Raw genomic sequence first — 18,777 nt, 5'->3', positions numbered from 1 at the left:
CCTCACTCGAGGGCGCGCAGCCAGGCGCGCAGGGCGCGGGTGGCGCGCACGTCGTCCTCGTTGTACTCCAGGACGCGTCGGGCCGCCGCACGGCGGCGCTCCGGCTCGTCGGCGTGGACGGCCTCGTCGAACCAGCTCTGCGAGTTGAGGCCGCCCGCCTGCCCGTCGCGCCAGCTGAACCCGGCGCCGTCGTGGGCGATGCACTTGAGGCCCAGTCCGTGCACGCCGAAGAAGTTGGCGCGCACGACGCCGAACAGGTCGGAGAAGTTCGACCGGCACCGGGAGCGCGCGAACCCGGTCAGGAGCGGGTCGTCGCTCGTTCTGGCGATGCGCCGGATGTGGATGACCTCGTAGTCGGAGTAGTGGTAGACCCTCGCCCCGGGGTGGGCCGCGAGCCGCTCGTCGAGCCAGCAGAGCGCCTCGCGCGCGAGTTCCCGCTCGCCGGTGCGGTCCAGCTCGGCGAACCGGGCGAAGGGGACGTAGCGGGGCCCGGCGGGCTCGTCGGGATCGTCCACGAGGAATCCCCACAGGTAGACCGTGTCGTCGGCGCTCGTCTCGATGTCGAGATCGATCGCGTAGCCGGGCGGCGGCAGCCGCAGCGGGCCGCTCGTCGTGCGCTCCACCGTGCGCCCGTCCCTGAGCATGCGGGCCCGGCGCGCGGCCAGCCGCACCCGCCGGGCCGTCTCGTCGGGGCGAGCCACCTGAGGGGTTAGTGCCGCGAGGAGCTCGTCGACGTCGCGCCCGGCCAGGTCGCCGACCGTCCACACGCCCATGGCGCGCAGGAGACCGATCTCCCTGGCGCTGGGGCGGGCCTTGTCGATGCACAGGCTCAGGTCGTCGTCGGCCAGCTGCGGGCGGCAGCACGACCACCACGGGCACCCCTGGCACTCGGCCGTGACGATGGGCCGTACGCGCGGGGACGGCGTGCGGGCGGCGGCCTCGACGGCGATCCGGCGTCGGAAGCCGAACTCGTGGTCGTAGCGTTCCAGCGCCGAGTGGGCGCGCCAGCCGCGGCCGGCCGTGCGGGCCTCGGCACGCAGGCGCTTCGCCTCGAGGTCGGCCCAGACGAGGACGAGCTGGCGGTTCGGGGGCGCCTGCCGTCGGGGGGAGCGGCGCACCGTGGCGACGCCTCGCTCGTAGCCGATGCGGTCGGTGCCGATGAGGCCGCCGTACGCGGCCCCGCCGCCGGCCCAGCCGGCGGACTCGAGGACGCGCCTGTGGTGAGCCAGGCGCAGCAGGTCGTGCTCGCGGCTCGGGCGCACGGCCGTGCCGCGCACCCGGACCAGGCGCAGGCCGCGGGCCAGGGAGCCCGCGCGCTGATCTCGTGCCGACGAGGCCGGTTCGAGCACTTGGTGACGGACGACGAGGACGGGGTCGTAGCCGTGGCCGCCGCCGGCGGCGGGCTCGCCGAGGACGAGCGCGTCGGGCTCCCCGATCCGCCCGCCGGCCGCGTCGGGTGGCAGGGCGGGGCCGATGATGACGCGCCTCCCGGCCGCCACGGCCCGCGCGGTCGCCTGGAAGCGGCCGGGCCAGTCGTGCTCGAGCCCGCGCAGGTCGACGGCCCGGGGCATGGCGGCCAGCGCGTCGAGGACGCGCCCGCGGAAGGCCTCGGTGGCCCGGCGCGCCGCGGTCGGTTCGTCGGCCGGCCGCCCGTCCTGGCCGGCGGCGCCGGGCCCGGGATCGGGGACGGCCGGGTCGAAGCGGTTGTGGGTCCGCACCGGGCAGCTCACCGCGGCGTCGGCGTCGAGCAGGACCAGGCCCGTGACGTCGGGCACGGCGGGGGCCTCGATGTCGCGGGGCGGTGCCGGGGCCGTCCGCGCGCGCCGCGCGTGGAGGCGGGCCGATCCGCCCATCGGTCAGCTCGCCCGTCCGCGGTGCAGGGCGACGATGCCGCCGGTGAGGTCGCGCCATTCGACGCGGTCCCATCCGGCCCGTTCCATGAGCGCGGCCAGGTGCGGCTGGTCGTGCCAGGCGAGGATCGTCTCGGCCAGGTAGTCGTAGGACATCGGGTTGGCGCTCGCCCGGCCCATGCGCGGCATGACATGCGGCAGATAGACCCTCTGGTAGGCCCAGCGGAAGGGCGGCCGGGTGGGGCGGCTGAACTCGCAGATGACGAGCCGTCCGCCGGGGCGGGTGACGCGGCGCAGCTCGCGCAGGGCGCCGAGGGCGTCCTCGACGTTGCGCAGGCCGAAGCTGATCGTCGCGGCGTCGAAGACCCCGTCGCGGTAGGGCAGTCGCGTGGCGTCGCCGCGGACGAATGCGAGCTCGGGGCGGCGGCGCTTGCCGGTGCGCAGCATGCCCATCGACAGGTCGGTGGGGTAGACCGCCGCGCCGGCGGCGGCGAGCGGCGCGGACGAGGCGCCCGTTCCGGCGGCCAGGTCGAGGACCCGCTCGCCGGGGCGGATCGCGAGGGCCCGCACGACCTCGCGGCGCCAGGAGCGGTCCCGCCCCAGGCTCATCACGTCGTTCATGAGGTCGTACCTGGGGGCCGTCTCGTCGAACATGCCGGCGACCTCGTCGCGATGCCTGTCAAGATCCGCTCTGCGTGCCACGACCCCATTGTGGCAGGCCGCGGCGGTGCGCGCCCCGGACGCCCGTCCGCGCCCCGGGGCGCGGCAGCCGGGCACCGGCATGCGGGCGGTGACCACCGTCACGGGCCGGAGCGGGCTTGCGCGTGCAGCACAATGGACCCCATGGCACGGCGCTCCACAGTCCTGAGAATCAGCAACCTCGCGAAGAAGTACGGGGACCGCACGATCGTCTCCCGCTTCAGCCTCGACGTCCACGAGGGCGAGGCCGTCGCCCTGACCGGCCGCAACGGCTCGGGCAAGTCGACGATCCTGCGGTGCATCGTCGGCTCCGACCGGCCCACCGAGGGGGCGGTCGAGGTGCTCGGCGTCAAGGCCAAGGACACCGATCCGCAGTTCCGGCGCAACGTCGCCACCGTCATCGACGACCTCGACTTCTTCCCCGACCTGTCCGTCGTGGAGCACCTCGACCTGCTCGCCCGCGCCCACGGCCTGGACGACACCGACGAGCTCGTCGACGCCGTCCTCGAGGAGGTCCAGCTCGTCCCGCAGTCGGGTCAGCTGCCAGGCACCCTGTCCAGCGGTCAGCGCCGCCGCCTCGCCCTGGCCACCGCCTTCGTGCGCCCCAAGAGGCTCCTCGTGCTCGACGAGCCCGAGCAGCGCCTGGACGTCGAAGGCATCGACTGGCTGGGCAAGCGCCTGCGTCACGAGAGGGACGACAACGGCCTGGCCATCATCATGGCCAGCCACGAGCCCTCGCTCGTCGAGGCGGTCGGCGCGCGCATCGTGCGCGTGGGCGCCGCCGGGTCCGCGAGCCAGTCCCTCGCCGAGCCGGAGCAGCTCGTATGAGCAGGTCGAGGAACAGGCGCAGGAACAGGCAGTCCTCCGACAGGGGGCCGCAGGCCGAGCAGTCGCAGCAGGCCGCCGCGCAGGCCCTCGAGACCGGGGGGCCGGCGGTCGCCTTCGACCCCGACTACCCGTTCGCGGACGTCGACGACCACGAGCAGGGCCAGGTCATCGAGCGCCAGCTCATGCTGCTGCTCAAGGACTGGCGCAGGGGCCGGGCCACGCGGTCGATCTGGTCGGTGTTCACCGACGGCTACGTCGCCGTCTTCAGCATCGGCATCATCGCCGCGATGGTCATCAGCGCGATCCGCAGCGCCCAGAAGCAGGCGGCCGGCTGCACCTCGGAGGGCTGCGGCACCGCGCGCGAACTCATCCCGTGGCTCGTCGTCGCGGCCTGCTGGGTCGCCGTCCTGGCCGTCAGCCGCGTCTTCGGGCCGGTCATCGCCTCCGCGGCGGAGGGTTTCTGGCTGCTCGACGCGCCGCTGCGCCGCTCGGCGATCCTCGCCCGGCGCCTGTGGCTCATGATCGTCGGCGCCGGCCTCGTCGGCGCGGCGCTCGGCGCGCTCGTCGCGGCGCTCACCGGTCTGCCGGGCCCCTCGGTCCTCGCCTGGACCGTCGCCACCGGCCTGACGACCGCCGGGTGGATGGCCTTCGCCGCCGCCCAGCAGGGCGCCGAGGGGGACCGTCCCGTCCGGCTGGCCCAGATGCTCGTCGGGGCGCTCGCCGTGGCCGTCCTCGTCCTCGTCATCGCCACCGCCGCCGGCTGGTTCCGCGTCGACGTCGCCACCGTGCTGTCGCGGCGCATCGCCCTCCTCATCGCAGCCTTCGGGCTCGTGCTGTGCGTCCTGGCCTCGGTGCTCGCGCGCCGCCGGCTGGGCGCCGTCGGCCGGAGCCGGCTCGTGAGCGGAGGTGAGCTCGTCTCGGGCATGCAGGGCGCCGCGTTCGCCCTCGACTTCGCGCTCATGCGCGACATCCTCATCGAGCGCCGCTGCCGGCTGAGGGGCCACGTGCGGGTCATTCGCGGCCGCGGGAAGGGGACTCGTGCCCTCGTCTGGCGCGACGTCCACCGGCTGCGCCGCAACCCGGCCCCCCTCGTCGGCCTGGCGATCGCCGCCGTCGTGCCGTACGCGCTCAGCTCGCTGGGCGTCGTCGCGCTCGCCCCGTTCGTCTCCTCCCTCGTCCTGCTCATCGTCATCGTGCCCTTCTTCGACTCGATGCGCGTGCTCAGCCGGACGAAGGGCCTGGTCCGCCTGTTCCCGATGAGCGACTCGGAGCTGCGCGACGCGGTCCTCGTGGTCCCCGGTGCGCTGGCCCTCGTGTGGGCCGTCGCCGTGACGCCGGCCTTCGTCCTGGGGCTGGGGGGCTCGCGGCCCGATCCGCACCGGGCGCTGTGGTACGGCCTCATCGCGGCCATGGGTGCCGTCCTGGGGGCCATGCGCTGGGTCAGCGCGAAGTCGGCCGACTACAGCGCCCCCATGGTCGCCACCGGCGCCGGAGCCGTGCCGCCGAGTCTCATGTTCAACATGGTGCGCGGCCTCGACATGGTGGTGCTCGTCACCTTCCCGCTCGTCATGAACTGGTCGCCGATCGTCTCGGCGGTCATCGCCGTCGTCGTCTGGGTGATTCTGCGCTCGGGCGCCTCCCTCAACCAGGAGGAGCTCATGGAGGCCCAGGCCGAGTCCCGCCGCGAGCTCGAACAGGCCCGCGGGCAGGCGCGCGGCGGTCAGGCGCCGCGTACGAAGCGGGTCGTCTCGCGCTCGACCCCGACCGGCCGCACCCGCCCGCCGCTGTCGGGCTCGGCCGGGCGCTCGCGCCCGCCGCTGCGCACGTGATCCGGGATCGTCCCCGTGGGCTGACGGGAACGGGGCGGGGCGCATCGGTCGCGCGCATGCCCTGGAGGGTGTCGGCACCCGGTGCCCCGGCACGGGCCATGGCCGGTGGACGGGTGTGCACGGCGGCTCGTCACCGATGACGGTCCGCCCGACGATCCCGGGGAGAAGATCCGGATGAACGACAGGATCAGCATCCGGGACGGTTACGGCATCCGGGACGGCTACGGGTCGTACATCGACGGGCAGTGGCGTCCCGCCTCGGACGGGGCGACGCTCGAGTCCCACGATCCCGCCATGACGGAGCGCCTGGCCATCATCGCCGACGCGACGCGGCAGGACGTGGACGCGGCGGTCTCCGCCGCCCGCACGGCCTTCGGGGCCTGGTCGCGCAGTTCCGTCGCCGAGCGCTCAGGGACACTGCTGGCCATCGCCGATCTCATCGAGGCGAACCTCGACCACCCGGCCCGCGTCGAGCCGCTCGACAACGGCGAGCCGATCCGCGAGACGAGCGGCGCCGATCTGCCGTTGAGTGTCGACCACTTCCGTTGCTTCGCCGGCCGCATGCGCGCCGACGAGGGCTCGGCGACCATGCTCGACACCGGCGCGTTGGACATCATCCTGCGCGAGCCGCTGGGCCTCGTCGGCCGGATCGTGCCGTGGAACCCCCCTTCCTCATGGCGGCCTGGGAGCTCGCCCCGGCGCTGGTCGCCGGCAGCACCGTCGTCTTCAAGCCCTCCAGCGCCGCCTCGCTGTCGGTGCTCGAGCTGACCCGGCTCATCGACGAGGCGGGCCTCCTGCCCGCCGGCGTGCTCGACGTCATCAACGGTTCGGGCGACCGCTCCGGCGAGTACCTCAAGACCGTCGACGTCGACGAGCTCGCCTTCACCGGGCCCACCGAGGTCGGCCGCGGCATCGGTCTGGCCGCGGCGCAGAGGATCATCCCGGTCACCCTGGAGCCGGGGGCAAGAGCGCCAACATCTTCTTCGACGACGACCCGGACCGGGCGGTCGACGGCGTCCAGATGGGCGTCCTGTTCAACCAGGGCCAGGTCTGCTCGGCCGGGTCGCGGATCCTCGTCCGGGCCCAGCGGTCCGGACCGCTTCATGGAGGTCCTGGGAGCCGCGTTCTCGGCCGTGCGGGTCGGCGACCCGCTCGACCCGGCCACCCAGATCCAGATGAGAGCCCGGATCAACGAGAAGCGGCTGGCGAAGATCCTCGTCTACGTCGAGACCGGTCGCTCGGAGGGCGCCGAGATCGTCACCGGTGGTTCCCGGTACGGGAGCGGTCCGCTCGCCAGGGGCGCCTTCATGAAGTCGACCCTGGTGCTCGGCCGCAACGACATGCGCGTCGCCCGCGAGGAGATCTTCGGGCCGGCCGGCGTCATCACCCCCTTCGAGGACGAGGTCATCGCCATGGCCGACGACTCCGACCACGGCCTGGGCGGAGGCGTGTTCAGCTCGGACCTCAACCGCGCCCTGCGCGTGGCCACCCGCGCGCGTACCGGCCGCTGGGTCAACCAGTGCAACGCCTTCCCCGCGGGCGCCCCATTCGGCGGCTGCAAGGACAGCGGCATCGGGCGCGAGACCCGCACGATGATCCTCGACGCCTACCAGCAGACGAAGAACATCCTCGTCAACCTCGGCTCCGGCCCCGTCGGTCTGCCGTACGGCGACTGAGTCGCTCCCGTCGAGGGCCCCGGGCGTCCGGTCCGGGCCCTCGACGGCCCACCGCCCTGCGGCTCAGCGCCCGGTGAGCAGCCCGCGCATCTGGTCGAGCTTGACCTGCGTGGAGACGAGCTTGTCATGAGCGCTCGTGCTCGCCGAGGCGGTCGCCGAGGCGTAGAGGCGGACGACGCCGTCGTCCTCGATCTGGCAGGGGCGAAGCGCGGCGAACCACTCGCCGTCGCCCTGGGCGTCGATCCAGCCGACCGGGGCGCCGAAGCGCCCGCGGTCCGTCGTGCCCTCCGTGCGGATGATCTCGCGGGCCGCCTCGACGGGCGAGCCGGTGACCGAGGCCAGCGGGTGCAGGGCGGCGGCGAGCGCCAGGGCGGAGTGCCCCGGCGAGGCCGCCCCGCAGATGTCGGTGGCGAGGTTGAGCCCGTCGGGCAGCGCGAGGGCGAACGGCTGCTCGGGCACGTGCATGCCCCGCATGAAGGGGCGCAGCCCCTCGGCGGCCGCGTCGACGGCGCGGCGGTGCTGGCGCAGGCGGTCGCCGTCGGACAGCAGCCGGGCGATCCGGGCGGCCTCGTCCGGGCCGCCGAGGGGCTGCACCGAGCCGGCGAGGATCCGCGAGACGTTCAGACCGCCGCTGCGGCGCACCATGACCTCGGGGGTCGCGCCGACGAGGCCGCCCACCAGGTAGGTCCACGAGCCGCCGTAGTTCATCCGCCACTGGCGCAGCACCCAACGCGGGTCGAGCCGGCCCTCGGCGCGGGCGGTGAGCTGGCGCAGCAGGACGATGCGGTCGGCGCGTCCCTCGTCGATGAGCCCTCTGATGCGGTTGAAGCGGTCGATCCACTCCTGGCTCGTCTCCTCGTGCCCGGTTTCCTCGCCCGGCCCGAACGAGAGCCCCAGCGGGGGAGGGGGAGCGGTCCGGCGCTCGGGCAGGACGGGGTCGACGCTGTCGTAGCCGAGCCGGGTGACCCAGCAGCGGCCCTCCCGGCGCCCGACGACGACCTCGGGGACGACGAGGCAGGAGCACTGGCCGGAGCGCGCCGGGTCGTAGACGAAGGAGCCGTAGGCGATGGGGCCGGTGCCGAAGGCCTCGGGCATCTCGGTCTCGTTCTCGATCCGGGCCGAGAACTCCCGCCACCACTGGTCGGCCGTCGCCATCGTCACGTCGTCGAGGCGGGCCATCTCGCCGAGCGCGATGAAGCCGTCGCGGCCCTTGAGGAAGGCGGCCCCGGAGTCGTCCAGGAAATCGGTCAGTCGGCCGGGGTCCGCGATGGCGGCCGTGCTGGCCCTCATCCGCGTGGAGCCGGGATTGATGATCACCCGTGCAGAGTAGCCGAAAGCGATTCGGGTCGGTTCCGGTCCGCTTCGTGACCCCGCCGATGACGTGGCCGGAGCATGCGCCTAGTCTTGTGGGCACATGGGGTTCCGACAGGGCCGTCGGCAGAGTCGGGACGGCTCCGCAGCCCCGGTTCCCGGGCTCCGGACGGCCCGGCCCCGCTCCGGATCGGCTGTGGAGCGGGGCCCGGCGGAGCATCGGACGAGGATTTGGAATCGGGTGAGGCGATGACGAGCAGGGAGGTGCCGGGCGTGACCAATGCCCTTGCGTCCGAGCTGCTCTCGTCGGCTCCGCCGGTCGACCGGAACGAGGCCGACGTCATCGTCGTCGGCGCCGGTCCCGGGGGCTCCGCGACCGCCGCCCTCTGCGCCCAGCGCGGCCTCGACGTCCTCCTCCTCGAGAAGGCCGAGTTCCCCCGCGACAAGGTCTGCGGCGACGGACTCACCCCGCGCGCCGTGCGCATGCTCACGCGTCTGGGCATCGACACCTCCGAGTCGGCCGGATTCCTGCACACGAGGGGGCTGCGCGTCTACGGGGGCCGCACGGCGCCCTTCGAGCTGCCCTGGCCGCAGCTGTCCGACTTCCCCGACTACGGCACCACCTGCCCGCGCCGCCGCCTCGACGACCTGCTCGCCGGCCGGGCCGTGCAGCTGGGGGCGCACCTGATCTGCGGAGCCAACGTCACCGAGCCCGTCCTGGTGGGCGATCGCATCACCGGTGTGCGCACCCGCGACGGGCGCACCGTCCGCGCGCCGGTCGTCGTCGCGGCCGACGGCAACTCCACCCGCCTCGGCGTGGCGATGGGGCGCCGACGCGACGAGCGGCGGCCCATGGGCGTGGCCGTGCGCGCCTACTTCGAGAGCCCTCGTCACGACGATCCGTGGATGGAGAGCTGGCTCGAGCTGTGGGACGGCGAGCGCGGCGCCTCGACCCAGCTGCCCGGCTACGCCTGGGTCTTCCCGATGGGCGACGGCCGCTGCAACGTCGGCCTGGGCATGCTCAACTCGTCCCCGGCCTTCGGCCGCACCGACTACCGCAGGCTGATGCGCGCCTGGCTGGCCACGACCCCGCCGCAGTGGTGCTTCGACGACGCGCACATGATCGACCGGATCCGCGGCGCGGCCCTGCCGATGGCGCTCAACCGCAAGCCCCTCTACGCCAACGGCCTGCTGCTCGTCGGCGACGCCGGCGGCATGGTCAGCCCCTTCAACGGCGAGGGCATCGACTACTCGCTCGAGGCCGCCGAGCTGGCCGCCGACGCGATCGCCGAGGCCCACTCCCGCGGCGTCGGCGCCGCGGCGGCCGAACGGGCGCTGCTCGGCTACGAGAACCACGTGCGGCGGGACTTCGGCGGCTATCATCGCTTGGGCATGATCTTCTCCCGTCTCATCGGGAACCCCCGGATCATGCACCTGTGCACCACCTACGGCCTCCCGCGGCCGACGCTGATGCGCTTCGTGAACAAGCTGCTCGCCAATCTCACGGACGAGAACGACGGCGACGCCTTCGACCGCATCATCAACACGCTGACCAGGATCGCCCCCTCCGCGTAGTGCGGAGGACCAGGGCAGTCGAAACGGAGAGCAGGAAGGAACGGACATGAGCGCATACATCCCGATCCTCGGGCTGGTCGTACTGGCCGCCGTCTTCGTGTGGGTGGCGGCGATCTGGCTGTCCCCCCTCATCGGTCCGCACCGCTACAACCGCACCAAGTACGACTCCTTCGAGTGCGGCATCCAGCCCACCCCGCAGACCGTCACCGGCGGCGGGCGCTTCGCGGTCAAGTACTACGTCACCGCGATGCTCTTCATCGTCTTCGACATCGAGATCGTCTTCCTCTACCCGTGGGCGGTCGCCTTCGACCGTCTCGGGGCGTTCGGTGTCGTCGAGATGCTCCTGTTCATCGTCGTCGTCTTCGTCGCCTACGCCTACGTGCTGCGCCGCGGCGGGCTCGACTGGGACTGAAAGGCCAGGTGATCACACATGGGTATCGAGGAGAAGATCCCCTCGGGCATCTTCCTCACCACGCTCGAGGCCATCGCCGGCTGGACGCGCAAGACCTCCTTCTGGCCGCTGACGATGGGCCTGGCCTGCTGCGCCATCGAGATGATCAGCTACGGCGGCCCGCGCGCCGACGCCGGCCGGTGGGGCCAGGAGGTCTTCCGCGCCAGCCCGCGCCAGGCCGATCTCATGATCGTCTCGGGCCGGGTGAGCCAGAAGATGGCCCCGGTCGTCCGGCAGCTGTGGGACCAGATGCCGAATCCGAAGTGGTGCATCGCCATGGGGGCCTGCGCCTCCAGCGGCGGCATCTTCAACAACTACGCGGTCGTGCAGGGCGCCGACCACATCGTCCCCGTCGACATGTACATCCCCGGCTGCCCGCCGCGTCCCGACATGCTCATCGACGCGGTCTTCAAGCTGCGCGCCCGCGAGGTCATGCACGCCCGGATCGGCGCCGACCGCGTCGCCGAGGTCGCCGAGAAGGAGAGGGCCGCGCTCGAGGCGCCGGCCACCATCGAGCAGAAGGGGCTCATGCGATGAGCGAGAACGACGCCACTCCGGCACGCCCCGGAACCGACTCCGGGCTCGCCGAGTTCCCGCATCTGGCGCAGCTGTTCGCCCCCGGGGCCGCCCCGGCCGTCGACGACCAGGTCGTCGCCCGGCGGAAGGGCATGTGGGGCTCGGGCTCCGGCCCGGGCGACACTTCCGGCTTCAACGGGATGGAGCGCACCACCGCCCTGGCCGGCATCACGGCCCCGCCCTTCGGCGGCTGGTTCGACCAGCTCGCCGACCGCATGGCCGAGCTCGTCCCGGGCTTCGCCACCCACGTCATGGTGCACCGCGGGGAGATCACCTTCTTCGTCCTGCCCGAGCGGCTCGTCGAGCTGTGCCGGGCGCTGCGCGACGACGAGGAGCTGCGCTTCGAGGTCTGCCCGGCGGTCTCCGGCGTGCACTACCCGGAGCAGGCCGGACGCGAGCTGCACGTCGTCTACCACCTGCTCTCGTACACCTACAACCGCCGCATCCGCCTCGAGGTGGAGCTGCCCGACGCGGACCCGCACGCGCCCTCGGTCGTGCCGGTCTACCCGCACGCCAACTACCACGAGCGCGAGACCTGGGACATGTTCGGCATCGTCTTCGACGGCCACCCGGGCCTCACGCGCATCCTCATGCCCGACGACTGGGTGGGCCACCCCCAGCGCAAGGACTACCCCCTGGGGGGCATTCCGGTCGAGTTCAAGGGAGCCGTCGTGGCGCCCCCCAGCGAGCGCAGGAGCTACAACCAATGAGCCAGACAGAGAACCGCACCGGTGCCGAGGACCTCTTCGCCGGCCCCGACGACGAGTGCGTCGACGCGGCCTACCTGGCCAACGGCGCCGACTGGGACCAGATCGTCGAGGCCCAGCGCGAGAGCACCGACGAGACGATCGTCATCAACGTGGGTCCCCAGCACCCCAGCACCCACGGCGTCATGCGCCTGGTGATGGAGCTGGACGGCGAGACGGTCGTGTCCGTGCGCCCGAGCATCGGCTTCCTGCACACCGGCATCGAGAAGAACATGGAGTACCGCTCCTGGACGCAGGGCTCGGCCTTCGCCACCCGGTGCAACTACGTGGCGGGCATCTTCAACGAGGCCGCCTACTCGCTGGCCGTCGAGCGGCTGCTGGGCGTCACCGACGACATGCCGCCGCGCGCCGGCCAGCTGCGGGTCCTCATGATGGAGGTCAATCGCATCGCCTCGCACCTCACCGGCGTCGGCGCCGGCGGCCTCGAGCTGGGCGCCACGAGCGTCCAGGAGGTCTGCCTGCGCGAGCGCGAGCGCGTCCTGGACTTCACCGAGGCCGTCACCGGCCTGCGCATGAACAACGCGTACGTCCGCCCCGGCGGCGTCGAGAACGACCTGCCCGACGACGGCCTGGACCTGCTCGACGAGCTGCTGCGCCAGCTGAGGAGGAACCTGCCCGAGATCGGCCAGTTCACCCTCCAGAACCCGATCTTCAAGAACCGCCTGCAGAACGTCGCGCGCATGGACCTGAGCCAGTGCATGATGCTCAACGCTTCGGGCCCGGTGCTGCGCTCGACCGGCTACCCCTGGGACCTGCGCAGGACCGAGCCGTACTGCGGCTACGAGAACTACGAGTTCGACGTCTGCACGGCCTCGAGCATGGACGCCTACGGGCGCTGGGTGATCCGCCTCGACGAGATGGACCAGTCGGTGCGCATCCTCGAGCAGGTGCGCGACGCGCTCGCCTCGACCAAGGGCGAGCCCTACCGCATCGAGGACCCCGAGCTGCGCTGGCCGTCCGAGCTGACGGTGGCGGCCGACGGGCAGGGCAACTCGAACGAGCACGTGAGGCACATCATGGGCGAGTCCATGGAGGGGCTCATCCACCACTTCAAGGTCGTCTCGCAGGGCTTCCACGTGCCGGCCGGCGAGGTCTACGTGCCGATCGAGGCGCCGGCCGGCGAGCTGGGCTGGCACCTCGTCTCCGACGGCGGCACCCGGCCGTACCGGGCGCACCTGCGCGACCCCGGCTTCAACCATGTGCAGTCGATCCCGATCATGGCCGAGGGCGGCATGCTCTCGGACTCGATCATGGGCATCGCCTCGCTCGACCCCGTGATGGGCGGTGTCGACCGATGAGCGCCCAGCGGACCAGGACAGCCGAACCGGTGACGAGAAGGAGCGACGTGTCATGAGCGATCACGAGTTCGTGTCCCACTTCGACGACTCCGTGCGCATCGACGCCGGGGGGACGGCCACGGAGATCGACGAGACGACGCTCGCCGAGATGCGCGAACTGGCCGGGCGCTATCCCGACCCCCGCTCGGCGCTCATGCCGATGCTGCACCTCGTGCAGTCGGTCGACGGGCGCGTCTCCGACGCCGGCGTGCGGGCCTGCGCGCAGATCCTGGGCATCAGCACCGCCCAGGTCAACGGCGTGGCCACCTTCTACACGATGTACAAGCGCCGCCCCGGCGGCGAGCAGCACATCGGCGTGTGCACCACCTCCCTGTGCGCGGTGCTCGGCGGCGACATCCTGCTCGACCACGTCGAGCGCAGGCTCGGCATCGGCGAGGGCGAGACGACGCCGGACGGCAGGTTCAGCCTCGAGCGCCTCGAGTGCAACGCCGCCTGCGACTTCGCGCCGGTCATGATGGTCAACTGGGAGTTCATGGACAACATGACCCCCGAGAAGGCCGACCGTCTGCTGGACGACCTGGCGGAGGGCAGGACGGTCCGCTCCAGCCGCGGCGCGACGATCACGAGCTGGCGGCAGGCCGAGCGGGTCCTCGCCGGCTTCGACGACGGCCGGGCCGACGAGGGGCCCAGCGCGGGCGAACCCAGCCTGCGCGGAGTGGAGTACGCGCGGGAGCACGGCTGGACGGCCCCGGCCGAGCCGTCGTCCGAGGACCGGGAGGCGTGATGACCGACAAGCTGACCCCCATCCTCTCGGCCCACTGGGGCGAGGATGGCTCCTGGCGGCTCGAGAACCACGTGGGCCACGGCGGCTACGGCGCCGCCCGCACCGCGCTCACGACGATGAGCTCGGCGGAGGTCATCGCCCTCGTCAAGGACGCCGGCCTGCGCGGCCGCGGCGGCGCGGGCTTCCCGACGGGCATGAAGTGGTCTTTCATCCCCCAGGACAACCCGAACCCGAAGTACCTCGTGGTCAACTGCGACGAGTCCGAGCCCGGCACGTGCAAGGACGTGCCGATGCTCATGGCCACCCCGCACACGCTCCTCGAGGGCATCATCATCGCCTGCTACGCGGTCAACGCCCACCACGCCTTCGTCTACGTGCGCGGCGAGGTGCTCCACGTGATCCGCCGCCTGCGCAAGGCCGTCGCCGACGCCTACGCGGCCGGCTACCTCGGCGCGAACCTGTTCGGCACCGGATACGACCTCGACGTCGTCGTCCACGCCGGCGCGGGCGCCTACATCTGCGGCGAGGAGACGGCCCTGCTCGACTCGCTGTCGGGCCGGCGCGGCCAGCCCCGGCTGCGCCCGCCGTTCCCGGCCGTCGAGGGCCTGTACGCCTGCCCGACGGTGGTCAACAACGCCGAGTCCATCGCCTCGGTGCCCGCGATCGTCGCCCACGGTGCCGCCTGGTACCGGCAGATGGGCACCGAGCGCTCCAGGGGCGCGACGATCTACTCGGTGAGCGGGCACGTGAAGCGCCCCGGCCAGTTCGAGGCCCCGCTCGGCATCACGATGCGCGAGCTCCTCGAGATGGCGGGCGGCGTCCGCGAGGGCCACGAGCTGAAGTTCTTCACGCCGGGCGGCTCGTCCACCCCGATCTTCACGACGGAGCAGCTCGACGTGCCGCTCGACTACGAGGCGGTCTCCGCGGCCGGCTCGATCCTCGGCACGAAGGCCCTCCAGTGCTTCGACGACACCGTCTCGGTGGTCCGCACGACGCTGCGCTGGACCGAGTTCTACAAGCACGAGAGCTGCGGCAAGTGCACCCCGTGCCGCGAGGGCAGCTGGTGGCTCGTCCAGACGCTGCGCAACATCGAGGCCGGTCGGGGCGCCCCGGGCGACGTCGACAAGCTGCTCGACATCTGCGACAACGTGTCGATGAAGAGCTTCTGCACCCTCGCCGACGGCTTCGTCGCCTGCATCAGGAGCGCCGTCAGGAACTTCCGCAGCGAGTTCGAGGCCGGCTGCCGGGGCACGCCCGCCTGGGAGCTCCTCCCGTACGAGGCCAGCGCGCTCTTCGCGCCGCCCCGCGAACGCCTCACCGTCCAGTCCACGAACGAAGGGGGTGCGGCATGAGCGCCGACGTCGCCGCGAAGCCGGACACGGTCACCTTCACCATCGACGGCACCGAGGTCGAGGTGCCCAAGGGCACGCTCGTCATCCGGGCCGCCGAGATGATCGGCCTCGAGATCCCGCGGTTCTGCGACCACCCGCTGCTCGACCCGGTCGCGGCCTGCCGCGCCTGCCTGGTCGAGGTGCCCGACGCCGGCAACGGCCGTCCGATGAAGCCCCAGCCGGCCTGCGCGCTCGCCGCGATGCCCGGCATGCGGGTCGAGACCGGTGAGTCCAACGAGACGGTGGCCAAGCACCAGCGGGGGATGCTCGAGTTCCTCCTCATCAACCACCCGCTCGACTGCCCGATCTGCGACAAGGGCGGCGAGTGCCCGCTGCAGAACCAGACGATGAGCCACGGCCCGGGCGAGTCCCGCTACGAGGGGGCCAAGCGCACCTACGCCAAGCCCATCCGCATCAGCGCCGAGATCCTCCTCGACCGGGACCGCTGCGTGCTGTGCCAGCGCTGCACCCGCTTCAGCAACCAGATCAGCGGTGACGACTTCATCAGTCTCGCCGAGCGCGGCGCGATGAGCCAGATCAGCGGCTACGAGGAGCAGCCGTACTTCTCGTACTTCGCCGGCAACATCGTCCAGATCTGCCCGGTCGGCGCCCTGACCAGCGCCGACTACCGCTTCCAGTCCCGCCCGTTCGACCTGGTCAGCACGACGACCAGCTGCGAGAACTGCGCGGCCGGCTGCGAGCTGCGGGTCGACCACCGGCACTACTCGGTGCGCCGCCGGCTGGCCGGTGACGACCCGGCCGTGAACGAGGAGTGGAACTGCGACAAGGGCCGCTTCGGCTACCGCTCGGCCCAGGACGGGCGCCGGCTCACGAGCTCGCTCGTGCGCCGCGACGGCGAGCTGGTGCCCGCCGGCTGGCACGAGGCCATCGACGCCGCGGCCGCCGGGCTGAGGGCCGCCGGGGCGGTCGGGGTGCTGCCCGGCGGGCGGCTGACGCTCGAGAACGCCTACGGCTGGTCCCGCTTCGCCCGCGCCGTGCTCGGCACCGACGACATCGACTTCCGGGCCCGCCCGGTCAGCGACGAGGAGACCTCCTTCCTCATGGCCCATGTCGCGGGCCGCTCGTTCGACGAGTCGGTCCACTACGCCGACCTGGAGAGCGCCGGACGCGTCGTCCTCGTGGCCCTCGAGCCCGAGGACGAGTGCCCGATCGTCTTCCTGCGCCTGCGCAAGGCCTGGCGCAAGCGCGGTCTCGAGGTCGTCGCGCTGGCCCCGTTCAGCAGCCGCGGCTCCCGCAGGACGGGCGCCCGCCTGTGGGCCACCGCCCCCGGCCAGGAGGCCGCCCGGCTCGCCGAGCTGGCCCGGGAGGGCGGCATCGACGAGCGGACGATCATCCTCGTCGGCGAGCGCGCGGCGACGAGCCCCGGCGCGTTGAGCGAGGTCGTCGCCCAGGCGCGGGCCCACGGCGCCCGCTTCGCGTGGATCCCGCGGCGCGCCGGCGAGCTCGCCGCCCTCGAGGCCGGCGCCCTGCCCGGGCTGTTGCCTGGCGGGCGGACGAGCGCCGATCCGAGCGCCCGCGTCGACGTCGCCGCCGCCTGGGGCGTCCCGTCGCTGCCGGCCGGGGGCGGCCGGGACGTGACGCGCATCATCGGGGCGGCCCTCGACGGGCAGCTGAAGGCCCTCGTCACCGGCGGCATCCAGGCCGCCGACACGGCCGACCCGGCGGCCTTCGCCCGGGCCCTCGATGCGGCGGACTTCGTGCTGAGCCTCGAGCAGCGCCCCAGCGACGTCACCGAGCACGCGGACGTCGTCCTCCCGGTCGCCCTGCTCGAGGAGCAGGCCGGCACCCTTCTCGACTGGGAGCACCGCCCGCGCCCGGTCGCGCTCATCAACGCCGCGAACCGGGCCCCGATGACCGACGTGCGCGTGCTGGCCGCCCTGGCCGACGCCCTCGGCTCCGACCTCGGCGTGCGCGGCCCGGCCCGGGCCGGCGAGGACCTCGCCGAGCTGGGGCCCTGGTCCGGCGCCCGCGCCGGATTCGAGCCCCGTTCGGCCGGGCCCGCGCCCGAGGGCGAGGGTATGCTCCTGGCCGGTTGGCGGCTGCTCATGGACGACTCGGCCGCCCTCGACGGCGCCGACTTCGCCCGGGCCGCCGCCGCGCCGCCGACGATCGCCCTGGCCCCGGCCGACGCCGAGGCCCTGGGCCTGGCGCCGGGGGCGCGGGCGAGCCTGCACGGCCCGGCCGGCTCGCTGAGCCTGCCGGTCCGCGTCGAGGCCGACATGGTGCCCGGCGTCGTCTGGGCCCCCCTCAACTCCGCGGGGCCGCTGGCCGCCGTGCTCGGCGTCCGGCCCGGTTCCCGCGTCAGGGTCGAGGCGGCGCGCGTCGCCCCGCCCCCGCAGACCGTCGATCAGGGAGGTGCAGCATGAACCCGCTCGAGAGCGCCGTCTTCGGCCCAGATCCCTGGTGGTTGGTCCTCATCAAGGTCGTCGGCGTCTTCGTCGTCCTGCTGGTGTGGACCATCTTCAACGTGTGGTTCGAGCGCCGGGTCCTCGGCCGCATGCAGAACCGCAAGGGCCCGATCATGAACGGCCCGCTCGGCCTGCCGCAGGCCCTGGGCGACGGTGTGAAGCTGCTCCTCAAGGAGGACTTCCGTCCGGCCCGCACGGACCGGGTCGTCTTCTCGCTGGCCCCGATGCTCATCGCCATCGCGGCCTTCAGCTCCTGGGCGGTCATCCCGCTCGGTGGCGAGGTGTCGATGTTCGGGCACGTCACCAGGCTGCAGGTCTCCGACCTGCCGGTCTCGGTGCTGCTCGTCCTGGCCATCGCCTCGGTCGGCATCTACGGCGTCGTCCTGGCGGGCTGGGCCTCCAACGGCACCTACTCCTTCCTCGGCTCGATGCGCGCCACGGCGCAGCTCATCAGCTACGAGGTGTGCATGGGCCTGTCGCTCGTGACGGTCTTCATGTTCGCCGGCTCGATGAGCACCAGCCAGATCGTCGAGGCCCAGATGCAGCACCTGAGCCTCTTCGGGCTGGAGACCTTCTTCCCGACGCACTACTGGCTGCCGCTGCTGCCGAGCTTCTGCATCTACATCGTGTCGATCTTCGGCGAGACGAACCGCCTGCCCTTCGACCTGGCCGAGTGCGAGTCCGAGATCGTCTCGGGCCACATCACCGACTACTCGGGCTTCCGCTACGCCATGTTCTTCCTCGCCGAGTACATCAACGTCGCCACCGTCTCCGGTGTGTGCACGACGCTCTTCCTCGGCGGCTACGGCGCGCCCTGGCCGCTCAGCATGGTTGACGCGGTCAACCACGGCTGGTGGGGAATGCTGTGGTTCTTCCTCAAGGCCCAGCTGGTCGTCTTCTTCTTCGTGTGGGTCCGGGCGGCGCTCCCGCGCTTCCGCTACGACCAGTTCATGAACCTGGGCTGGAAGTGGCTCATCCCGATCTCGCTCGTGTGGATCCTGGTCTTCTCGGTCCTGCGCGGCGGCATGGTCAACGGCTGGTTCGCCTCGCCGGTGGTCGCCGTCCTCGTCGGGGTGCTCATCGTCGCCCTCCTGGTCTGGGCGCTGTGGCCGTCCCGGCCGCCCGAGGCCGAGGAGGAGGCCCCGGAGGCCGAGTTCGACGCCTTCGCCGGCGGCTACCCGGTGCCGCCGATGCCGGGCCGTCAGGCCCGCCAGTTCGCCGGCATCGTCGCCGAGTCCGGACCGCCCGGAGAACCGGGGGGACCGTCCGGGGCCGCCCCGGACGGGCCGTCGACGACGGGGGAGGAGCACTGA

At 72.7% G+C, this 18,777-nt stretch carries 15 protein-coding genes and 1 pseudogene; 13 read left to right on the top strand and 3 right to left on the bottom strand.

Annotated elements, in window-relative coordinates:
* Positions 1–2: 2 nt before the first annotated feature.
* Together K336_RS0102715 and K336_RS0102710 are read right to left on the bottom strand one after the other, a co-directional pair.
* Positions 3–1,775, bottom strand: coding sequence for a TM0106 family RecB-like putative nuclease (locus K336_RS0102715; protein ID WP_155944961.1), 1,773 nt, complete (start codon positions 1,773–1,775; stop codon positions 3–5).
* A gap of 81 nt (positions 1,776–1,856) precedes the next feature.
* A complete protein-coding gene (locus K336_RS0102710; RefSeq protein WP_081660522.1) occupies positions 1,857–2,633 on the bottom strand; it encodes a demethylmenaquinone methyltransferase in 777 nt (258 codons plus the stop codon).
* Positions 2,634–2,684: 51 nt separating this feature from the next.
* Here K336_RS0102710 and K336_RS13885 point away from each other — a divergent pair, with 51 nt between their 5' ends.
* From K336_RS13885 to K336_RS20055, 4 genes and pseudogenes are all read left to right on the top strand, one after another.
* Entirely contained in the window at positions 2,685–3,377 is a 693-nt protein-coding gene (locus tag K336_RS13885; RefSeq protein ID WP_192962644.1) for an ABC transporter ATP-binding protein, read from the top strand.
* Positions 3,374–5,206, top strand: a complete 1,833-nt coding sequence (locus K336_RS13880; protein WP_211223419.1) for a DUF6297 family protein — start codon at positions 3,374–3,376, stop codon at positions 5,204–5,206. The genes K336_RS13885 and K336_RS13880 overlap by 4 nt, the downstream gene beginning before the upstream one ends.
* Positions 5,207–5,380: 174 nt before the next feature.
* A pseudogene (locus tag K336_RS19225) lies at positions 5,381–6,233 on the top strand (aldehyde dehydrogenase family protein); the annotation flags it as partial.
* Between the two features lie 76 nt (positions 6,234–6,309).
* Entirely contained in the window at positions 6,310–6,882 is a 573-nt protein-coding gene (locus tag K336_RS20055; protein WP_411431116.1) for an aldehyde dehydrogenase family protein, read from the top strand.
* Between the two features lie 63 nt (positions 6,883–6,945).
* Here K336_RS20055 and K336_RS0102690 read toward each other — a convergent pair whose 3' ends face one another.
* Positions 6,946–8,199 (bottom strand): chorismate-binding protein, encoded by a 1,254-nt coding sequence (locus K336_RS0102690; protein ID WP_021797948.1) that lies wholly within the window; start codon positions 8,197–8,199, stop codon positions 6,946–6,948.
* A gap of 267 nt (positions 8,200–8,466) precedes the next feature.
* Between K336_RS0102690 and K336_RS0102685 the strand changes: the two genes are divergently transcribed.
* Genes K336_RS0102685 through nuoH form a run of 9 tightly spaced genes read left to right on the top strand, consistent with a single transcriptional unit; the run spans position 8,467 to position 18,777 of the window.
* Complete coding sequence (locus K336_RS0102685; protein ID WP_233418697.1) at positions 8,467–9,768, top strand: geranylgeranyl reductase family protein; 1,302 nt, start codon at positions 8,467–8,469, stop codon at positions 9,766–9,768.
* Positions 9,769–9,814: 46 nt separating this feature from the next.
* On the top strand, positions 9,815–10,180 hold the full coding sequence (locus K336_RS0102680) for an NADH-quinone oxidoreductase subunit A (RefSeq protein ID WP_021797942.1): 366 nt from the start codon (positions 9,815–9,817) through the stop codon (positions 10,178–10,180).
* Positions 10,181–10,198: 18 nt separating this feature from the next.
* Positions 10,199–10,756, top strand: coding sequence for a NuoB/complex I 20 kDa subunit family protein (locus tag K336_RS0102675; protein WP_021797951.1), 558 nt, complete (start codon positions 10,199–10,201; stop codon positions 10,754–10,756).
* The gene (locus tag K336_RS0102670; RefSeq protein ID WP_021797953.1) at positions 10,753–11,505 is read left to right on the top strand and encodes an NADH-quinone oxidoreductase subunit C; all 753 of its coding nucleotides are present in this window, start codon (positions 10,753–10,755) and stop codon (positions 11,503–11,505) included. The genes K336_RS0102675 and K336_RS0102670 overlap by 4 nt, the downstream gene beginning before the upstream one ends.
* Positions 11,502–12,860 carry an NADH-quinone oxidoreductase subunit D gene (locus K336_RS0102665; RefSeq protein WP_021797944.1) on the top strand — a complete coding sequence of 453 codons (1,359 nt, stop codon included), beginning with the start codon at positions 11,502–11,504 and terminating at the stop codon, positions 12,858–12,860. The genes K336_RS0102670 and K336_RS0102665 overlap by 4 nt, the downstream gene beginning before the upstream one ends.
* 52 nt (positions 12,861–12,912) lie before the next feature.
* Positions 12,913–13,644: an NADH-quinone oxidoreductase subunit NuoE gene (nuoE, locus tag K336_RS13870; RefSeq protein ID WP_043122126.1), complete on the top strand. Its 732-nt coding sequence runs from the start codon at positions 12,913–12,915 to the stop codon at positions 13,642–13,644.
* Positions 13,644–14,996 (top strand): NADH-quinone oxidoreductase subunit NuoF, encoded by a 1,353-nt coding sequence (gene nuoF, locus K336_RS0102655; protein WP_028706217.1) that lies wholly within the window; start codon positions 13,644–13,646, stop codon positions 14,994–14,996. Before nuoE ends, nuoF begins: the two co-directional genes overlap by 1 nt.
* Positions 14,993–17,422, top strand: a complete 2,430-nt coding sequence (locus K336_RS13865) for an NADH-quinone oxidoreductase subunit G (protein WP_051245335.1) — start codon at positions 14,993–14,995, stop codon at positions 17,420–17,422. The genes nuoF and K336_RS13865 overlap by 4 nt, the downstream gene beginning before the upstream one ends.
* A complete protein-coding gene (gene nuoH, locus K336_RS0102645) occupies positions 17,419–18,777 on the top strand; it encodes an NADH-quinone oxidoreductase subunit NuoH (RefSeq protein WP_028706216.1) in 1,359 nt (452 codons plus the stop codon). Before K336_RS13865 ends, nuoH begins: the two co-directional genes overlap by 4 nt.

It is taken from the genome of Propionibacterium acidifaciens DSM 21887, assembly GCF_000426605.1.
Classification (GTDB): Bacteria; Actinomycetota; Actinomycetes; order Propionibacteriales; family Propionibacteriaceae; genus Propionibacterium; species Propionibacterium acidifaciens.
This window is presented reverse-complemented; position numbering and strand designations above follow the sequence as displayed.

Excerpts from the sequence above, each read along its gene's own strand:
- K336_RS0102710 (WP_081660522.1), bottom strand. The coding sequence starts at position 2,633 with ATGCCGGTGCCCGGCTGCCGCGCCCCGGGGCGCGGACGGGCGTCCGGG.
- K336_RS13885 (WP_192962644.1), top strand. The coding sequence starts at position 2,685 with ATGGACCCCATGGCACGGCGCTCCACAGTCCTGAGAATCAGCAACCTC.
- K336_RS13880 (WP_211223419.1), top strand. The coding sequence starts at position 3,374 with ATGAGCAGGTCGAGGAACAGGCGCAGGAACAGGCAGTCCTCCGACAGG.
- K336_RS20055 (WP_411431116.1), top strand. The coding sequence starts at position 6,310 with ATGGAGGTCCTGGGAGCCGCGTTCTCGGCCGTGCGGGTCGGCGACCCG.
- K336_RS0102680 (WP_021797942.1), top strand. The coding sequence starts at position 9,815 with ATGAGCGCATACATCCCGATCCTCGGGCTGGTCGTACTGGCCGCCGTC.
- K336_RS0102675 (WP_021797951.1), top strand. The coding sequence starts at position 10,199 with ATGGGTATCGAGGAGAAGATCCCCTCGGGCATCTTCCTCACCACGCTC.
- K336_RS0102670 (WP_021797953.1), top strand. The coding sequence starts at position 10,753 with ATGAGCGAGAACGACGCCACTCCGGCACGCCCCGGAACCGACTCCGGG.
- K336_RS0102665 (WP_021797944.1), top strand. The coding sequence starts at position 11,502 with ATGAGCCAGACAGAGAACCGCACCGGTGCCGAGGACCTCTTCGCCGGC.
- nuoE (WP_043122126.1), top strand. The coding sequence starts at position 12,913 with ATGAGCGATCACGAGTTCGTGTCCCACTTCGACGACTCCGTGCGCATC.
- nuoF (WP_028706217.1), top strand. The coding sequence starts at position 13,644 with ATGACCGACAAGCTGACCCCCATCCTCTCGGCCCACTGGGGCGAGGAT.
- K336_RS13865 (WP_051245335.1), top strand. The coding sequence starts at position 14,993 with ATGAGCGCCGACGTCGCCGCGAAGCCGGACACGGTCACCTTCACCATC.
- nuoH (WP_028706216.1), top strand. The coding sequence starts at position 17,419 with ATGAACCCGCTCGAGAGCGCCGTCTTCGGCCCAGATCCCTGGTGGTTG.